Source organism: Aestuariibacter salexigens DSM 15300, assembly GCF_000429145.1.
In the GTDB taxonomy this organism is placed as follows: Bacteria; Pseudomonadota; Gammaproteobacteria; order Enterobacterales; family Alteromonadaceae; genus Aestuariibacter; species Aestuariibacter salexigens.
Genome location: NZ_AUBH01000012.1, coordinates 1 through 17,661, shown reverse-complemented (window position 1 = coordinate 17,661; position 17,661 = coordinate 1). Strand labels below are relative to the sequence as shown.

General features: G+C 47.4%; 16 protein-coding genes. 9 read left to right on the top strand and 7 right to left on the bottom strand.

Annotation, left to right across the window (positions count from 1 at the left end):
• The first annotated feature begins 27 nt into the window (after positions 1–27).
• Together pomA and G441_RS0114160 are read left to right on the top strand one after the other, a co-directional pair.
• Positions 28–792 (top strand): flagellar motor protein PomA, encoded by a 765-nt coding sequence (pomA, locus tag G441_RS0114165; protein WP_026376959.1) that lies wholly within the window; start codon positions 28–30, stop codon positions 790–792.
• A gap of 3 nt (positions 793–795) precedes the next feature.
• Positions 796–1,725 carry a flagellar motor protein MotB gene (locus G441_RS0114160; RefSeq protein WP_026376958.1) on the top strand — a complete coding sequence of 310 codons (930 nt, stop codon included), beginning with the start codon at positions 796–798 and terminating at the stop codon, positions 1,723–1,725.
• Positions 1,726–1,741: 16 nt separating this feature from the next.
• Here G441_RS0114160 and G441_RS0114155 read toward each other — a convergent pair whose 3' ends face one another.
• Genes G441_RS0114155 through G441_RS0114135 form a run of 5 tightly spaced genes read right to left on the bottom strand, consistent with a single transcriptional unit; the run spans position 1,742 to position 6,149 of the window.
• Positions 1,742–2,998, bottom strand: coding sequence for an SAM-dependent methyltransferase (locus G441_RS0114155; protein ID WP_026376957.1), 1,257 nt, complete (start codon positions 2,996–2,998; stop codon positions 1,742–1,744).
• A complete protein-coding gene (locus G441_RS0114150; RefSeq protein ID WP_026376956.1) occupies positions 2,995–3,732 on the bottom strand; it encodes a DUF1365 domain-containing protein in 738 nt (245 codons plus the stop codon). The genes G441_RS0114155 and G441_RS0114150 overlap by 4 nt, the downstream gene beginning before the upstream one ends.
• Entirely contained in the window at positions 3,729–4,997 is a 1,269-nt protein-coding gene (locus G441_RS0114145) for an NAD(P)/FAD-dependent oxidoreductase (protein ID WP_026376955.1), read from the bottom strand. The genes G441_RS0114150 and G441_RS0114145 overlap by 4 nt, the downstream gene beginning before the upstream one ends.
• Complete coding sequence (locus G441_RS0114140; protein WP_026376954.1) at positions 4,990–5,730, bottom strand: SDR family NAD(P)-dependent oxidoreductase; 741 nt, start codon at positions 5,728–5,730, stop codon at positions 4,990–4,992. Before G441_RS0114140 ends, G441_RS0114145 begins: the two co-directional genes overlap by 8 nt.
• Positions 5,727–6,149, bottom strand: a complete 423-nt coding sequence (locus G441_RS0114135; RefSeq protein WP_026376953.1) for a nuclear transport factor 2 family protein — start codon at positions 6,147–6,149, stop codon at positions 5,727–5,729. Before G441_RS0114135 ends, G441_RS0114140 begins: the two co-directional genes overlap by 4 nt.
• 158 nt (positions 6,150–6,307) lie before the next feature.
• On the opposite strand from G441_RS0114135, the gene G441_RS0114130 reads away from it, so the two are divergent.
• The 3 genes from G441_RS0114130 to G441_RS0114120 are packed head-to-tail and all read left to right on the top strand — an operon-like array spanning position 6,308 to position 8,216.
• Positions 6,308–6,883 carry an LON peptidase substrate-binding domain-containing protein gene (locus tag G441_RS0114130; RefSeq protein ID WP_026376952.1) on the top strand — a complete coding sequence of 192 codons (576 nt, stop codon included), beginning with the start codon at positions 6,308–6,310 and terminating at the stop codon, positions 6,881–6,883.
• Between the two features lie 57 nt (positions 6,884–6,940).
• Positions 6,941–7,555: a sigma-70 family RNA polymerase sigma factor gene (locus G441_RS0114125; protein ID WP_026376951.1), complete on the top strand. Its 615-nt coding sequence runs from the start codon at positions 6,941–6,943 to the stop codon at positions 7,553–7,555.
• Complete coding sequence (locus tag G441_RS0114120) at positions 7,548–8,216, top strand: ChrR family anti-sigma-E factor (protein ID WP_026376950.1); 669 nt, start codon at positions 7,548–7,550, stop codon at positions 8,214–8,216. The genes G441_RS0114125 and G441_RS0114120 overlap by 8 nt, the downstream gene beginning before the upstream one ends.
• A gap of 25 nt (positions 8,217–8,241) precedes the next feature.
• Here G441_RS0114120 and G441_RS0114115 read toward each other — a convergent pair whose 3' ends face one another.
• A complete protein-coding gene (locus G441_RS0114115; protein ID WP_034475259.1) occupies positions 8,242–9,009 on the bottom strand; it encodes an outer membrane protein assembly factor BamD in 768 nt (255 codons plus the stop codon).
• Positions 9,010–9,200: 191 nt separating this feature from the next.
• Between G441_RS0114115 and rluD the strand changes: the two genes are divergently transcribed.
• From rluD to clpB, 3 genes are all read left to right on the top strand, one after another.
• Positions 9,201–10,184, top strand: coding sequence for a 23S rRNA pseudouridine(1911/1915/1917) synthase RluD (rluD, locus tag G441_RS0114110; RefSeq protein WP_026376948.1), 984 nt, complete (start codon positions 9,201–9,203; stop codon positions 10,182–10,184).
• Complete coding sequence (gene pgeF, locus G441_RS0114105) at positions 10,184–10,921, top strand: peptidoglycan editing factor PgeF (RefSeq protein ID WP_034475237.1); 738 nt, start codon at positions 10,184–10,186, stop codon at positions 10,919–10,921. Before rluD ends, pgeF begins: the two co-directional genes overlap by 1 nt.
• Before the next feature lie 130 nt (positions 10,922–11,051).
• Entirely contained in the window at positions 11,052–13,622 is a 2,571-nt protein-coding gene (gene clpB, locus G441_RS0114100; protein ID WP_026376946.1) for an ATP-dependent chaperone ClpB, read from the top strand.
• A gap of 40 nt (positions 13,623–13,662) precedes the next feature.
• Here clpB and prsT read toward each other — a convergent pair whose 3' ends face one another.
• Entirely contained in the window at positions 13,663–16,488 is a 2,826-nt protein-coding gene (gene prsT / locus G441_RS0114095; protein WP_026376945.1) for an XrtA/PEP-CTERM system TPR-repeat protein PrsT, read from the bottom strand.
• 174 nt (positions 16,489–16,662) lie between these two features.
• Between prsT and pssA the strand changes: the two genes are divergently transcribed.
• Positions 16,663–17,463, top strand: coding sequence for a CDP-diacylglycerol--serine O-phosphatidyltransferase (gene pssA, locus G441_RS0114090; RefSeq protein ID WP_026376944.1), 801 nt, complete (start codon positions 16,663–16,665; stop codon positions 17,461–17,463).
• Positions 17,464–17,661: the final 198 nt, after the last annotated feature.

Sequence of the window (17,661 nt, the reverse complement as noted above, 5' to 3'; positions counted from 1 at the left end):
ACGTAAAACATTGCGGGAGAGAATGTAGTGGATTTAGCAACCGTCATCGGGATGCTGGGTGCTATTGGCTTCATAGTCATGGCTATGATTCTGGGCGGTGACATTGGCATGTTCGTCAACGTCCCCTCTATTTTGATCGTATTTGGTGGCACGCTGTTCGTCGTACTATCTTATTACACGCTGGGTCAGTTTTTCGGTGCCGGGAAAATTGCCGCCAAAGCGTTCATGTTCAAAATTGAGTCGCCGGAAGATTTGATCCAGAAAATCGTCGAAATGGCAGATGCCGCGCGCAAAGGCGGATTCCTTGCCCTCGAAGAAGCCGAAATCGAAAACGCGTTTATGCAAAAGGGCGTTGATATGTTGGTCGACGGTCACGATATCGACGTGGTACGCGAAACGCTGGCCAAAGACATCGCCATGACGACAGAACGCCATGAATTTGGTGCCAGCATCTTCAAAGGCATGGGGGACGTGGCTCCAGCGATGGGCATGATCGGTACGTTGATCGGTCTGGTTGCTATGCTGTCAAACATGGATGATCCTAAAGCCATCGGTCCGGCAATGGCCGTTGCACTTCTGACTACACTGTACGGTGCGTTTTTTGCCAACGTCATCTGTATCCCGGTTGCGCTGAAATTAGGAAACCGCGCTGAAGAAGAAAAACTCAATCAGAAGCTCGTTCTGGACGGCATCGTAGGTATTGCCGATGGCCAGAATCCGCGTGTTATAGAAGGGATACTGAAAAACTATCTGGCTGCCAGTAAACGCAACAATGCCGAAGAGGAAGGCTAGATAATGGCCGAACAAGAATGTCCCAAATGCCCACCCGAAGGGCTGCCGCCATGGATGGGGACGTTTGCCGACCTGATGTCGCTGTTGATGTGTTTCTTCGTATTGCTTCTGGCTTTCTCCGAGATGGATGTATTGAAGTTTAAGCAGATCGCCGGCTCCATGAAGTTTGCCTTTGGCGTACAGAATAAAATCGAAGTTAAAGATATCCCTAAAGGTACTAGCGTAATTGCGATGGAGTTTCGTCCGGGACGACCTGACCCGACACCGATTGAGAATATTCAACAGCAGACCATCGAAATGACCCAGCAAATGCTGGAGTTTCAGGCGGGCGATGAAGATTCATCTGGTGGTCGACAACAGCAGCGCGGCACACAGCGCGGTGGGCAGGCACAGCAAACGGCGTCTGATTCGACATCTTCTGCCACTCAAGCTGCTTCTCAAGAGGAGACCAATGAGATGATGAAAAAGGTCGCGCAGCAGCTGCAGCGACAAATCCTTGATGGCGCGATAGAGTTAGAATCCCTAGGCCAGCAAATCACGATACGCATACGCGAAAACGGTTCATTCTCGGCAGGCTCTGCATTTTTGCAGCCTCAATTTAAGCCTATCCTTCGCACTATCGGCGAGCTGCTGGTTGATATGCCGGGCGAGATTGAAATCTCGGGGCACAGCGACAGTCAGCAAATCAGCAATGAGCTGTATCGCTCGAATTGGGATTTGTCTGCGCAGCGTGCTGTCGCGGTCGCAGAGGAAGTACGTTCAGTGCCCGGTTTTGATGAGTCACGCCTGAAAGTCGTAGGGCGGGCTGATACGGCACCTTTGGTTGATGCCAATGATGGCGAAGCACGACGTATCAACAGACGTGTTGAGATTTCTATCAATCAGGGCAAGCCGATTGATTCAAAACCCATCTCTGTGGTCGACGAAGGATAAAGGGAACGGGCGTAATCTACGCCCGCACTGTTGACTGCAAAAAAGCAGGTTTGCTAAGCACCAGTTGCACAGTGCTGATGGTCCGCTCCAGAAAGCCTCCCTCACAGTAATTCAGATAATATTGCCACATGCGGGCAAAGCGGTTGTCGTAACCGTCTTGTTTGAGTAACTCAAAGTTATCCATAAACGCGTGGTGCCAGTCCCTCAAGGTGCGGGCATAATCCAATCCAATATCATGTAAATCACGGATCATTAGATCGGTGTGCTGTTTAAGGTGTTTATTAATCACGAGCTGGGAGGGGAGAAAGCCACCTGGAAAAATATATTTCTGAATGAAATCAACGCTGTTACTGTAACTGTCATAGCGCCTGTCATCGATGGTGATGGACTGCAACAGCATCAGGCCGGAGTCTTTCAACAGCGATGAACATTTTTTGAAGAAGGTCGGCAAATATTCCTTACCTACTGCCTCTATCATCTCGATGGAGACCAGCTTGTCATAGGTTCCCTCTAGCAGACGATAATCTTTTTTCAGCAAGGTGATGCGGTCTTGCAATCCTTCGCGTGCGACCCAGTCTTGCGCATAAGCATATTGCTCTTCAGAGATAGTGGTTGTCGTCACTTTACAGCCATAATGTTTGGCGGCAAATACTGCAAGGCCTCCCCAGCCGGTGCCAATTTCAAGCAGATGGTCGTTTGCAGTTAATTTCAGCTTTTCACAGATGGTTCTTAATTTGGTGTGCTGCGCGTCGGCCAGGGTGGTATTGGCATCTGGATAGATGGCCGCTGAGTACATCATGCTGTTGTCCAGGAAGCGCGTATAAAGCTTATTGCCAAGGTCGTAATGGGCTTCGATATTTTTCTTGGCCTGACTGCGGGAGTTCTTTCGTGCAACATGCTGTAGCTTAGTGAGCGGCATGGTCAGCCACTTCAATTTATTCTCCCACGCATCCAACGTAGGCAAATTGCGCGCAAAGATGCGAATGACGTTGGTTAGATGTGGTGTTTCCCACTGGCCGTCCATGTATGTCTCTCCGGAAGCAATACTGCCGCCAAACAGCAGTCTGCGATACGCGCGTAAGTCGAGAATATTGACTTCCGCATGCAAATCACTGTCTGCATCTCCGAAAACTTCGACAAGTCGGCCTGCCTCTTTCAGCACCAACTGTCCCTGAGGGAGCTTACTGAGCACTTTGAGAAAGGCCTGTCTGGCCAGCTTATCAGCCAGTCCGAGAGATTCAACATTGGCCAGGGTCTGTTCACCTTGGATCATATTTGTTCCTTTCTATCGGTTGGATGGGAATAAAACGGCACACGCTTGATAAACAACTTCAGCGCCTGCCAATATATGCCCACTACAGTTTTTATTGTCATACTAGGGATGCTTACCATTACGCGGCGTAATGTCGTTGAGTTCATTTCCACTCGTCGTAAATCTAACGCGGCGTCAAAATGACGGGTTTCCTGTAAGCAGGATAGGACCATTTTGAATGTCTCTCCAGGCGCTTTTACGCGCCATCTGTATGTCATATCCATGGGATTGAAAGGTGAGACATGAAATTGTTTCTGACAATCGTCCTGTGAAGCTAAATCGACCAGGTAGCAGTGACGCTCGTTCCATGGCGTGTTACTGACTTCTGCCAGCATATAGGTAAATTGCTGATTCTGGTCGCGCAAAAAATAAAAATTCACCGGGCTGAAGTACACCCCTAGCATTCGCACCTGACCGAGTAAAAATACGTCGCCATCGAGAGGCGACCCGTGCAGTTCGGTCATTTTCGACAATACCGCTTGCTTCAGAGAGATTGTTGGCGGCCCAAGATAATCTTCTCGGCGAAAGCGCACCAGCGCCCGCGAGTTGTGGGAAAACCCGGTTACGTTTTTTGTGAGTTCATCAAGCTCATCTAAATGTAGCCAGAACAGAAAAATATCGTAGCGAAAAGCATGTTTTTTTGGCACATGTCGGCAGTGGCTGACACTGCCGCGATAAATGGCACTTTCACTCACAGCGTCCGCCCAAACCTGTTACACACGTCCAGTGCGCTGCGCACACCGTCTTCGTGAAAACCGTTGTACCAGTATGCACCACAGAAATGCAGGCCATTCTGACCACAAATTTCGCCCCGGCGCCGCTGCGCCTCCACCATCTTCTGACTGAATTGTGGATGCGCATAGTGATATTTGCCAAGAATCTTGTCCGGATCGATGTCTTCGCTGTTATTCAGGGTAACACAAAACGTCACTGGTGCATCGTCAAGTCGTTGCAATATGTTCATATTATAGGTGACAGATGCTGGTGCGAGTTCCTCGCCCTCATAGCCTTTGATCAGATAATTCCAGCTCGCCCATGCAAGTTTGCGTTCGGGTAATAGGCGAGTGTCGGTATGTAATACCACTTCATTCATTGCGTAGGGTATGGAGCCGAGCACGTCCTGTTGAACCTGTGTTGGTGATGCGAGCATTTTTAATGCCTGATCGCTATGGCAAGCAAAGATCACTTCGTCGTATAAGCTGGGTTCGTGTCCCTCGGCTGTAACCAGGTATTGTTGTTGCTGAGGTTCCACTGATGTCACTGGAGAGTTGAGGTGAATACGCTCTGCGTAGCCCTTCGTAAGTGGTGCGATATATTGACGCGATCCCCCTATGAGTGTGCGCCATTGTGGTCTGTCGGTGACATTCAACAGGCCATGGTTATTAAAGAACTGCAGGAAAAAAGGCAGCGGGAAGCGCTTAATTTGGGCAAGGCTGGCGGACCAGATTGCGGCACACATTGGCAAAATATAGTTATCTGCAAATGCCTGGCTGTAACCATGCTGAGTCAAAAAATCGCCCAAACTGACGCCGTGAATATCCTGATCGGATTCGAGCAATGCTTTACATTGCTTGTTGAATCGCAAGATATCTCTCACGATTTTAATGAAACGTGGCCTGATAATATTGCGCCGCTGTGCAAATAGAGTGTTCAGGTCATGACCGTTGTATTCAAGATTTTGCACCAGATTTTTGACACTGAAACTCATTTCCGTTGGCTGTGAGCGTACCCCTAGTTGGTCCATCAATTTAATGAAATTTGGGTACGTCCAGTCGTTGTAAACAATAAAGCCGGTATCGGTCTGCCAGTCTCTACCATCGATATGAACATCTTTCGTTGCAGTGTGTCCACCTACATAGTCGTTACTTTCGAAAACAGTGATTTCATTTTCACGGTGCAGCAGATAGGCACAGGTTAATCCAGAGATACCACTGCCGATGATGGCGATTCTCTTACCCATGTTTATTTTCCTTTTTAGGCGGACGTTTCATTGCTACACATAGTTTGCGTTGCAAACGTTCTGGCAGCAGATTCATTGCTCGTAGCATTAAGCTGAAGCGAGTCGGGAAATAAATAGCGCGCTTCTTACTCTCAATACCTTTGAGCATGTCTTTTGCCGCACGCTCTGCGGTGACTAACATGGGCATGCTAAAATCGTTTTTGTCAGTAAGTGGTGTTTTGACAAATCCGGGAGAAATGCTTTGCACCAGCACGCCTCGCTGTATCAAATCCACTTCCAGACTTTTACTTAAATAGTGCAGCGCCGCTTTGCTAGCACCGTAAGCCTCACTGCGTGTGAATGGCAATAGCCGTGCTAGACTATCAACGAAAACCAATTGCTTACCTTGCGTTAACTTGTTGTTGATCGCCGCGACTACGTTTACCGCACCAAAAAAATTGGCGTCGAATACACGTTTAAACATGGCGGGTTCAATGTGTCTTGAATCGACATATTCACAGGTACCGGCATTTATGATGTAGATATCGGCTTCGATTTCTTTTAATGCATCAATACACGCTCTTTCATCCGTTACGTCGAACGCGACTGGCGTGATATCACCGAGTGAGGCAAGCTCATCTAGCTTCTGTTGATTGCGCCCGCACGCGTAGACGTGATATCCACTATCGACCGCATGTTTAGCGAGTGCTTCGCCGATGCCCGATGTTGCGCCCGTTATTAAGATTGAAGTCATGATGCCATTCCCGTTTTGATACGTTTCACCGCCCAACCAACTAACGGGACGTGTTCGTAAACCATTTGCCCGATGTCAAAGAAATCCCTGTGATAGGTAATTTTATCGTTTTCTATGCGTATCATTGAGCAACCATCTACAGATAGCGCTTTACCGTCTTTTATCCGACGTGACTGAAATGTCATCGTCCAATTGATGCTCGCCGACTCGTCCTGGTGTACAACATTGTGGATAGCAAACTTGCACGAAATGGTGTTTTTCAGAAGTGATAGAAAGTACTGCTCGAGCTGCTCTATACCACGATGTTGGGTAATGGGGTCGATGAACTCTATGTTATCGGCGTACACATCACGCAAACCTGAGATATCTTTGTTCTCAAGCGCCTGATAAAACTCGATAAAATCTTCAATCAACTGCATAACATCTGTTTTTTCTTTACGGTATTCACCAATACCATAGCGGTGAATGAACAGATCACAAATTACGATTTTGTAATGTGAAACTATGCAGATCCAAATCTGTTATGAATCGCGTATACATGGTTTAGTTTAATTAACGAAAAAATGCGACGAATAACGTGAGTGAAAATCGAGTCCCATTATTTCCCTTATCTGCCCATATTCTTCCTGGGGGGCGTATGGCGCTGCGTATCTTCGAGCCACGCTACACGCGGATGGTTAAAGAAGCGTGCGCCAATGACAGTGGTTTTGTCATTTGTATGCTGAATGCTAAAGGGGACAAGGAGCGAAACGAACATATTCATAAGGTAGGTACGTATTGCAAGGTCATTGACTTCGACAAACTTGAAGATGGTTTGCTCGGCGTTACTGTCGAAGGGCTGCACTTGGTTGAGATTTCCAATGTAGAGACCGAACATGATGGTTTACGGACAGGACAGTGTGCAACGTTCGGAGCATGGCAGTGCACAGACACCTGTGTTAGCGAGCCTCTTATCGTCACCCGACTGCAAGAAATATTTGAACGTTACCCAGAGCTAAAAGAGTTGTATACTTCTCCCAAGTTTAACGATCCAACCTGGGTCGTGCATCGCTGGCTCGAGTTAGTGCCGGTGAGTGCAGAGTACAAACAGGAGCTGCTGAGCGAAAGGAACTGCAACGAGGCAGTTAATTTTTTAACAAACTTAATTGAGTGATCTTTTATCCGCGTTAGTACGTTAACAGTACCAAGGATACTAAAATAGGTAAAAGAGATGCTCGTTGGAATTCCTTTGGAAGAATCGCGTTCGAATGTCACCAAGCCTAAAGACTGTGCTGACGAAATGGCTGCGCACCTCGCAGCTGTTGCTGAGAGTCGCAGTAAGACGTCTTTCGCGAAAGTGTTCGGTTACTTTGCCCCGCGGCTTCGCTCCTACGCGCTAAAACAGATGGGTAATGAAGCGTTAGCCATGGAGTTGGTACAAGACACAATGTCGAATGTGTGGCAGAAAGCGCATTTGTTCAACGCAGAGAAGGGCTCTCCGTCAACCTGGATCTTCACAATTGCCAGAAACATTCGCTTCGATATGCTTCGTAAGCTGCAGAATCGAAAAGAAGATGTGTGTTCTGATGATTTGTGGCCAGTCTTGTGCGAGCAGACACCAGACGCAAACGAAGTATCTCTAGACGAACAGATTACGCTTGAGCAGGTCGGGCAATTGTTTGACGTATTGCCGGACAAGCAGAGAGCGGTAATAGAAGCGATATACATTGATGGAAAGTCACAACAAGAAGTCGCAGATGAACTGTGCATACCACTTGGAACGGTGAAATCAAGAACGCGCTTAGCATTACAGCGATTAAAGGATATGTTGCAAGACTATGATTAAATTACATCCAACACAGGCTCAGCTTGTTGAGTTTGCGGAGGGTACGCTTTCTCCTGCAATGTCATTGGTAGTAGCGGCACATTGCGACATGTGTCAGCACTGTCAGGAAAAGCTCGAGGTGATAAACACGCAGCTAGCGGAGTCTTCCCTAGTGTACGATGTGAGCGAGCAGGAGTTACCCGGCGGATACAGTGAAATGTTAAGCAGGATCACCAGCCTACCCGCATCACATATAGATGTGCCGGCGCAACAGCACGGCATCATTGAGCTCGATGGCAAAACATTCAAATTGCCGCGAGCGCTACACCGTTACGTGAGCAAAACAGGAAACTGGTCACATCTGGTCGGTAAGCTGTGGCAGGCACCAGTTGATCTCGGAGATATGGGTCGTGCCAATTTCATTTACATGGAAAAGGGCGGCCGCGTGCCCGAGCACACGCACAAAGGCAATGAGATCACGTTGGTACTCGACGGAGAATTTTCCGATGGGATCTCGCACTATGATACCGGCGATTTTATGATTATGACTGAAGACCATGTTCACGCGCCAGAATCAAATGCCTCTGAAGGGTGCCTGGTGTTCAGCATTGTCGACCAGCCGTTGCACTTCACATCAGGACTGGCAAGGTTACTTAACCCATTTAGTCAGTTGTTCTTTTAAAAAAGCGCCGAGAGGCGCTTTTTTATTAACTAATGAAATCGCTATTCGGAAAATTCAGCTTTAGCGTTTTCATGGCGTTGTCCTTCAGTTCCTGCAAATTCAGCTGGTCGTAACATTCCACCATAATTTCAAGTGCATTTTGTACGGCGCTTGAGTCAGGATAATTTTCTAATACGTAACGCCCGCGATTGGCCGCCGCCACGTAAGCCTGACGACGCATGTAGAACCTTGCAATCGCAATCTCATAATCGGCCAGACGATTTTTGATAAACACCATACGTTTGCGCGCATCCGGCGCATATTTACTGTCTGGATATTTTTCAATCAGAGTACGAAAATCTGCAAATGCCTCGCGCGTTTTACTTGGATCTCTATCTGAACGGTCTATACCAAATAAGTCTTGAAACAGATTGTCATCGGCTTCCATGTTGGTCAGGCCGCGCATGTACTGCGCATAGTCAACGTCTGAATGGTTCGGGTTCAATCTGATAAACCGGTCTATCGTGGCCAGTGTCTGTTCGGTATTGCCTGTTTTGTAATAGGCGTAAATCAAATCTAGTTGGATCTGATGAGACAGAGGACCAAATGGATAACGGGAGTCTAACTGGCTTAGAATATTCGCTGCTGCACCAAAATTGCCAACTTCCAGGCTTTGCTTGGCGTCTTCATAAAGGGCCTGCGCCCCTCTGTTTGCCGCAATTAATTCATCTTCTTCTACAGATGAAGAACATCCCGTCAAAAGTGCCACGCTCAGGGCCGACAGGTATGTCATTCTCAGCATTGTTTTTTTCATGTAGTAACTGACTTCTTCTAGTAAGTTGTGATTAAGCTTGCGAATTATGTGCAACGCGTTCATCTCATTATTTGCGCAACATTCTATCGCAGCCTGTAAAGGCTTGCACAGGGTTTTACTTTGTAAACGGGATGCAGCTTCAGTGCTAAAGAGTTGGTATACTGGATGAATGAATTTCAAATCACAATGCCATGACCACTGAAAACCAACAAATATCCTTAAACGCTGTTGTACCTGAGCATTTATTCAACAAACGGTTGGATCAATGTTTAGCCGAAATGTTCCCTGATTATTCGCGTTCTCGATTAAAAGAATGGATCCTCGCTGACAATGTCATGGTTGACGGTGAAGTGGTGTCTGTTCCGCGTCAGAAATTAATAGGCGGCGAGAACGTAAGCATCGAGGCTGCGGTAACGGTCCAGGTAGGGCACACGGCGCAGCCCATTGAATTGAATATCGTATTTGAGGATGAGCACATACTGGTGATAAACAAGCCAGCCGATCTGGTCGTTCATCCCGGTGCAGGAAATGCTGACGGGACGATTCTAAATGCACTCCTTGCACACACTCCTGATATCGATAAAGTGCCGCGCGCAGGTATCGTGCACCGTTTGGATAAAGATACTACTGGGCTAATGGTGATTGCCAAAACCTTAACTGCGCAAACGCATTTGGTTGAGCAATTGCAGGCGCGTTCAATGAGCCGTGAATATGAAGCCGTGGTGTATGGCACCATGGTTGCCGGAGGAATTGTTGATGAACCCATTGGTCGTCACGCAACCAAGCGCACAAATATGGCGGTCAGAGAAACCGGTAAGCCTGCCGTGACGCATTTTCGTGTGATCGAAAAATTTCGCCAGCATACATACCTAAGGCTCAAACTGGAAACCGGGCGTACGCACCAGATCCGGGTACACATGGCGCATTTGAAACATCCTCTGGTAGGTGACATTCAGTATGGCGGGCGCCCGCGTTTACCTAAAAAGGCTGGCCCTGAGTTTGTTGCGGCGCTTCGCGGTTTTAAGCGTCAGGCCCTGCATGCTATTCAGTTGTCTTTGGACCATCCAGTAAGCAAAGAGCGCATGACCTGGCAAGCGCCGTTACCAGACGACTTCACTCATTTGCTTGATGTATTGCGTGAAGATAAAGCGCAATTCCCTGATCTTATTGATTGATGCAATCTTCGCTAACTCTCATTACACCCAACTGGCCCGCACCTGACAATATTGTCGCATACAGCACAACGCGGGCTGGTGGTGCTAGCACGGGACGTTATGCCACGTTTAATCTGGGCCACCACGTTGGTGATGATCCAAGCACTGTGGCATACAATCGTTCACTGCTTCCACATTCATCAGAAATAAACTGGCTTGAACAGGTACACGGGACTGAGTGCGTAAAGCTTGAAAATATCAATACTTCACCTGCTAAGGCCGATGCATCTTATACGCAGTGCAGGCGAGTTGGCTGTTCCGTGATGACAGCAGATTGTTTGCCGGTCTTGCTCTGTGACAAATCCGGCAAAGTTGTCGCGGCGGTTCATGCAGGCTGGCGAGGACTGGCTTATGGGGTGATTAAAAACACTGTCGCGAGCTTGCCCGTTGCGCCGTCATCACTATTGGCGTGGCTCGGCCCCTGCATTGGCGCTGAACATTTTGAAGTGGGTAGCGATGTCTTACGTCATTTTCAGGACTGTTCGCACGCATTTGTCGCCAGACAACAAAATGACAAGTATTTAATGGATTTACACGCCGCAGCGCGAGTCAAACTGGAGGCCTGTGGTGTCACCGATGTTTATTCATATCAAGGTTGCACTTACGCGCAAGAAGATAAATTTTTCTCTCATCGACGCGCGACTCACCACGCTGAAACCCCTACAGGGCGCATGGTTACAGTTATTCTTATGGATTAGATAAACTAATCTATAATGTTTGTCTTTTGATCTCTCTCAATATTCGATTGTTATTTCTACTGGAATAGCTTGAAAGTCGAACAACTAGCTACCATAACTAAACGTAATGATAAGTAGTGAGTGAAAATCTATGCGTTTAGACAGATTCACAAGTAAATTTCAGATTGCGATTTCAGATGCGCAATCTCTGGCACTCGGTCGGGACCATCAGTTTATCGAGCCTGTGCATTTGATGTCTGCGATGCTCAACCAGCAGGGCGGTTCAGTGCGTCCACTTTTTGATGCCGCGGGCGTGAATGTTAATTCGTTACGCTCAGCCCTGGCTGAAGCCATTGAGCGACTGCCTCGGGTGGAAGGGGTTGGCGGTGACGTACAACTCGGCAAAGATAGCGTCGTGCTGCTTAATTTGTGCGACAAGATCGCGCAAAAACGCAAGGACGAGTACATCACATCAGAAATCTTTGTCCTGGCTGCGATGGAAGATAAAGGTAAGTTAGGTGACATCCTCAAACAGGTAGGCGCCACCCAAGCCAGTATCGAGAAAGCCATCGATCAACTGCGGGGCGGGCAGAAAGTCACCGATCCTAACGCTGAGGACGTTCGTCAGGCGTTAGAAAAATATACCACTGACCTTACAGAACGAGCGGAACAGGGCAAACTTGATCCAGTCATTGGTCGTGACGAGGAGATCCGCCGCACTATCCAGGTGTTGCAGCGCAGAACCAAAAACAACCCGGTACTCATCGGTGAACCCGGTGTAGGTAAAACGGCTATCGTTGAGGGGCTTGCGCAGCGCATTATTAATGGTGAAGTGCCGGAAGGATTGAAAAATAAGCGTGTGCTGTCCTTGGACATGGGCGCGCTGGTGGCCGGCGCCAAGTATCGTGGCGAATTTGAAGAGCGGCTCAAGGCCGTTTTGACAGAACTAGCCAAAGAAGAGGGCCGCGTCATCCTGTTTGTAGATGAGCTTCATACTATGGTGGGTGCTGGTAAAGGCGAGGGAGCAATGGATGCCGGCAATATGCTCAAGCCCGCTTTGGCGCGCGGTGAATTGCACTGTGTGGGTGCGACGACGCTTGACGAGTACCGTCAATATATTGAGAAGGATGCGGCCTTGGAGCGGCGCTTCCAGAAAGTCCTGGTGGATGAACCTAGTGTCGAGGACACCATTGCGATTTTGCGCGGCCTCAAAGAGCGCTATGAATTGCATCACTCGGTAGATATCACCGACCCGGCTATTGTCGCAGCTGCATCCTTGTCCCATCGTTATATTAGCGACAGACAGTTGCCTGACAAAGCTATCGATTTGATTGATGAGGCGGCATCCAGTATCCGTCTGCAAATCGACAGTAAGCCTGAAGAAATGGATCGTCTTGAGCGCCGTATCATTCAGTTAAAGCTCGAAGAGCAGGCTCTGGCTAAAGAGACCGACGAAGCAAGTTTCAAACGCTTATCCAACATCGAGTTGGAGCGAGAGCAGCTGGAAAGTAAGTATTCAGAGCTCGAAAAAGTCTGGCTGGATGAAAAGCAGACCATGCAGGGGACGCAGCATATTAAATCTGAGCTCGAACAGGCAAAGCTGGATCTTGAAATAGCGCGTCGTGCCTCAGATCTCAGCCGCATGTCAGAGCTGCAATACGGACGCATTCCTGAGCTTGAGCAGATGCTGGAAAAAGCCAGCGCGGCGGAAGGCAAAGAGATGCAGCTGGTTAAAAATAAAGTGACGGATGCAGAAATTGCGTATGTGCTGTCCCGCTGGACGGGTATCCCAGTCGCCAAAATGCTGGAAGGAGAGAAAGAAAAACTCCTGCGTATGGAAGAGGTTCTACATAAACGCGTGGTGGGACAGGAAGAAGCGGTAAATGCAGTATCCAATGCTATCCGTCGCTCACGTGCCGGCCTGGCAGATCCGAATCGTCCGATTGGTTCGTTCCTGTTCCTTGGCCCAACCGGTGTGGGTAAGACCGAGCTATGTAAAGCACTGGCTGGGTTCATGTTCGACACAGAAGATGCCATGGTTCGCATCGATATGTCTGAGTTTATGGAAAAGCATTCCGTAGCCCGACTGGTTGGTGCGCCTCCAGGCTATGTGGGATACGAAGAGGGGGGCTACCTCACTGAAGCGGTGCGTCGTAAACCATATTCGGTGATCCTGCTTGACGAGGTGGAGAAGGCCCATCCTGATGTGTTCAATATCCTGCTGCAGGTGTTAGATGACGGTCGTTTGACTGACGGACAGGGTCGCACGGTCGACTTTAAAAATACGGTCGTGATTATGACCAGTAACCTGGGTTCGGACATCATTCAGGATAAGCACGAAGAGAGTCAGTATCAGGAAATGAAGTCAATGGTGATGAGTGTTGTAGGCCAGCACTTCAGACCTGAATTTATCAACCGTGTTGATGACATTGTGGTATTCCACCCACTGGGTAAAGAGCAAATCAAATCGATTGCGAAGATCCAACTAGCGTCACTGCGTGCACGTTTAGCTGATAAAGGCTACCGACTTGAGCTGTCTGGCGCCGCGTTGGATAAGCTGGCAGAAGCAGGGTTTGACCCCGTGTTTGGAGCAAGACCACTGAAGCGAGCGATTCAGGTTGAGATTGAAAACCCACTGGCACAGAAGCTATTGTCTGGTGAGATAGAGCCTGAGAGTACCGTGAGAATTGATGTCGATGGCACCGAGATGACAATTCTTTAAACGACAAAAGAGCCGGGCTTACTCCCGGCTCTTCTTTGTTTTATGTGCCAGTGTTGGCAGTTGAACTATCCAGCGACAATTGCAATGCTTTGGCATCCTGTCGCCCCAAAAACTCTTGACCAGATGCTAATGCTGCGGCAATTTCGATTTTTGCTTCCGCATTACGTCCCAACTTATCCAGTGTGTATGCAAGATGATAGCGGATGGACGGGTCACCGGAGTCCATTGCAAAGGCTTGCCGTAAAAATGTCAGCGCTTCGTTGAATTTGCCCTGCTTTGCAAGTACCCATCCTTTGGTGTCTATGATGGAGGCTGACTGGTTTTCTATATCAAGAGCTCGCTCAACATATTGCATTGCTAACACGTTATCTTTATCGAGCACTAACAGTGCTAGCCTGGTAAATATTGATTCTTTCTCATCAATATCGGGGACATCGACAAGACGCTCATAGTTGCTTAACGCTTCATCAAAACGCTCTGAGTCCATCAGGAAATCAGCCAGTAACCTTCTTTGAAAATGGGCGTTTGGTGTGCTCCTTAGGTATGCTTTCATTTCGGACATAAATACATCGGTACCAACTCCCATTTGTGCAACGTGATACAGTTTTTCAGCAGCAAGTTGGAAGTCGGAATCAAGCCGCAATGCTCGTAGATAATATTTATGCGCTTGTTTTAAATTGTTTTTTTCAAATTCAATGTCGCCGGCTGCAATTTGTACATATTTATTGCGGGGCTCTGTGGCCATTAGAGAGTCTGATATTGATTTAGCCTCTTGAACGTCGCCTCTTAACAAATATAAACGCACCATCTCTAGCTTTGAGTCAACACTTTCAGGTTCAAGCTCTACTGCTTTTTCCAAAGATCGTAGTGCATTGGTTATATCATTAGCCTGTATTTGCAGGCGACTTAGTTCAAGCAATTTACTCTCTTGGTCAGACCAAAGACCGTATAGGAGTGCTAATTGTTTTGACGCTTTTCTATTGTCGCCCTTTTTTAGATGTATCTCGGCTTTACTTAACACATATTCCGGAACCAGGAAGAAATCTCGCGTCAGGCGCTCAAGCACATCCAAGGCTTTGTCATATTCTTTTTGCCGGATATATATGTCTGCAATTAACTCAGAAGGGAGTGGGTTATCGCGAGATAAGTTTCGAGCTTTTTCAAGTGTCCTTAATGATTGCTCGACATTTCCTTGTGTATCTAATACCCGCCCCAGCAAAATTAGCATATCAATATTGCCAGGCTCGTTACTCAGAATAGCGTTTGCTGTTGCTCTAGCTTCTTCTAGTTCGCCTAAATGAAACAAAATTTTGGCTTGATTTTCGCGAGCCGCAGATGAGTTAGGATCTTGCGCCAATATGTTATCAACGATAGGTCTGGCTTGTTGATATCTCTCAAGAGCAATCAGTACATTGGATTTTAACAGTTCAATAGTGAGTGATGCTGGTTGCTTTTCAGAAAGTACGTTAATTTTATTGAGTGCTCTGTCGTGCAAACCATTTTGTAAGTACAAATCGACTGCAGTAAACAGAAGATGTTCATCTGTAGCATCGGCAAACTTGCTTTCAAAAAGCTGCAGCGCTTCTTCGAAACGCTGTCTGCTGTTGAGAGATAAAACACGAGTGTATATCAAACCCTCTGAATCACCGTACTGCCGAGAAAGCTTATCCAGCATGCTCTCGCACTTGTATGCTTTATTCGCGTTTAAATAAAGCTTGCAAAGGATGAGACCAAGCTCTAAGTCTTCACTGACTGCTCTGGCGTGACGCTCAAGAATCCGCTCTGCCTGGTTGGCCTTGTCCAGCAACAGATAAGTGGTCGCCAACATACCTACTGCGTCTAAATCATTCTGTTCCTCATCCAAATAAGCGAGTAGTTTTGACTCGGAGGCATCATAGTTCTTTTCATAAAACGCGATGAGTGCATCGGCAAAGTTCACCAATTTGTTGCTGGCTTCAATATCACCTCTGGGTAATGAGAGTTTCAAGGCGACTCGTTCAAACGCAGTTGAGATGACATCAGACGCATCTTCATTAACGTTGGTCAATTTTGCTTTGAGAAGCAATGTTAGAGAGTCTTGTGGTTTTGATGTAAGAACGTCGGCAATGAGCCTCAGAGCATTGCTCGAATCGCCTGTTGTGACAAGAACTGTAGCAAGCGAACTTTTAATATCCACATCCTGTGGATTGATATTCATAGCGCGCTTGAGGTAAGACTTAGCCAGTGCTGCATTGCCTTGAACTTGTGCAAGTTGTCCTGCTACATGCAGAGTGTCGGCGTTATTCTCGTCAGTACCAAGTGCTTTTTTTATCAGCGATTCACTATTGCTGTATTGTTCATTGATTAAGTAAAAGGAAGAAAGACGAAGTAGGGCTGCAACATCATTGGGCTTGTGTGCTAGTGCCTGCTCATAAGACGTCAATGCAGCAGATGTGTTACCAAGGTTTTGATATGCATCGGCTTTGATAAGCGCCAGCTCATAACGGTTTATATTGTCTAATTGATTTTCACTTAATGATAATAAATCGTCGTATTGTTTGAGGCGAAAGTAAGCCTTGGCTAGCGGAATGACCGTGAGATTTAAGTCAGCTCCATATGAAATGGCTTCTTCGAATTCATCGGCAGCATCTTTTGTGTCGCCTCTGGCCAGCAAAGTTTGTCCCATCAATATCTTGGAAGGGAGATGGGAATCGTTCTTTTCCAATGCGATTTGCAATAGCTCGTATGTGATGTCCAAGTTGCCACTATAAAAGCTTTGTAGTGCCTGCTCATATTCAGCCGCCGCTTGAGCTTCTGAATCATAACTCGTAACTGCAAGGCTCAACGCTATGAACAACGTGATTATACGAATTGCATCTAATACCATGTCTACTACTACTGTCCGATGTACGAGGCTGAGTGTAACGAATTGCGAAAGGATGAAAAAGCATCAGTTCAAACTATATGACGAAATGTCCATCTATAGAGCTTTGGCCATGACGCGTAAATTAGTAAATGATACACTTAAGCGTAGTTAAAGCAGTAAGTTGAACGGCAATTTATGACCGAACCGAAACGCAAAGGTATATACCTATTACCTAACCTTTTGACGACCGCAGGACTATTTTCCGGCTTTTTTGCCGTTGTTTCCTCCATGAATGGTCGATTTGAAGCCGCAGCCGTCGCGATTTTTGTTGCGATGATATTTGATGGCTTGGACGGTCGTGTCGCCAGAATCACCAATACCCAAAGCGACTTCGGTGCGGAATACGACTCGATGGCAGACATGGTGTCTTTTGGTGTCGCTCCTGCTCTGGTCGCTTACAACTGGGGCCTCACTGAACTTGGCAAACTCGGCTGGTTGGCTGCCTTTATATACGTCGCTGGTGCTGCATTGCGGCTGGCTCGCTTTAATACCAACATTGCGGTAGTGGATAAGCGCTTTTTTCAGGGCCTGGCAAGTCCCGCTGCTGCAGGTGTTACGGCAGGGCTAGTATGGGTCGGCGTAGAATACGACGTTAACGGCAGTGATTATGGACTCATCGTTGCTATCGTGACCGGCTTGGCGGGTCTGCTGATGGTGAGCAACTTTAAATACAACTCCTTTAAAGAGGTGAACTGGCACGGCAAGGTGCCATTTGTTGCGCTACTTATCATTATGTTGGTATTTGTCGTTGTTGCGACGGAACCCGCTTTGGTGTTGTTTGTTGTATTCGCTTTATATGCGTGTGCTGGCCCAATTAATACATTTAGAAGCGTAGATAAAGTAACGCTTGAACATGTCGTCGGCGATCACGAAGAAGATGATGCTGATTTTGCCGACAATTCGAAACCAGAAGACATCAAAGATCATCATAACTAGCCCGGTTATGCGGAATATTTAGCATATCTGGTTGAAAATTAGCCGTTCGAACATTAACGCGCGATTTTGTTGTTGACGTTGATAACCAGGTCTGTAGAATGCGCGCTCGCTTCAACGCACTGGCCCTAAACTGCCAACTGTGCAAAAAGGCTGCAAAGCCCGTTTGAAGCGGTTTTCAGCGATGTCGATTGAAAAATA

Coding starts and splice junctions, on each gene's coding strand:
- G441_RS0114160 (WP_026376958.1), top strand. CDS start 796: ATGGCCGAACAAGAATGTCCCAAATGCCCACCCGAAGGGCTGCCGCCA.
- G441_RS0114155 (WP_026376957.1), bottom strand. CDS start 2,998: ATGATCCAAGGTGAACAGACCCTGGCCAATGTTGAATCTCTCGGACTG.
- G441_RS0114145 (WP_026376955.1), bottom strand. CDS start 4,997: ATGGGTAAGAGAATCGCCATCATCGGCAGTGGTATCTCTGGATTAACC.
- G441_RS0114140 (WP_026376954.1), bottom strand. CDS start 5,730: ATGACTTCAATCTTAATAACGGGCGCAACATCGGGCATCGGCGAAGCA.
- G441_RS0114135 (WP_026376953.1), bottom strand. CDS start 6,149: ATGCAGTTGATTGAAGATTTTATCGAGTTTTATCAGGCGCTTGAGAAC.
- G441_RS0114125 (WP_026376951.1), top strand. CDS start 6,941: ATGCTCGTTGGAATTCCTTTGGAAGAATCGCGTTCGAATGTCACCAAG.
- G441_RS0114120 (WP_026376950.1), top strand. CDS start 7,548: ATGATTAAATTACATCCAACACAGGCTCAGCTTGTTGAGTTTGCGGAG.
- G441_RS0114115 (WP_034475259.1), bottom strand. CDS start 9,009: ATGAAAAAAACAATGCTGAGAATGACATACCTGTCGGCCCTGAGCGTG.
- rluD (WP_026376948.1), top strand. CDS start 9,201: ATGACCACTGAAAACCAACAAATATCCTTAAACGCTGTTGTACCTGAG.
- pgeF (WP_034475237.1), top strand. CDS start 10,184: ATGCAATCTTCGCTAACTCTCATTACACCCAACTGGCCCGCACCTGAC.
- clpB (WP_026376946.1), top strand. CDS start 11,052: ATGCGTTTAGACAGATTCACAAGTAAATTTCAGATTGCGATTTCAGAT.
- prsT (WP_026376945.1), bottom strand. CDS start 16,488: ATGGTATTAGATGCAATTCGTATAATCACGTTGTTCATAGCGTTGAGC.
- pssA (WP_026376944.1), top strand. CDS start 16,663: ATGACCGAACCGAAACGCAAAGGTATATACCTATTACCTAACCTTTTG.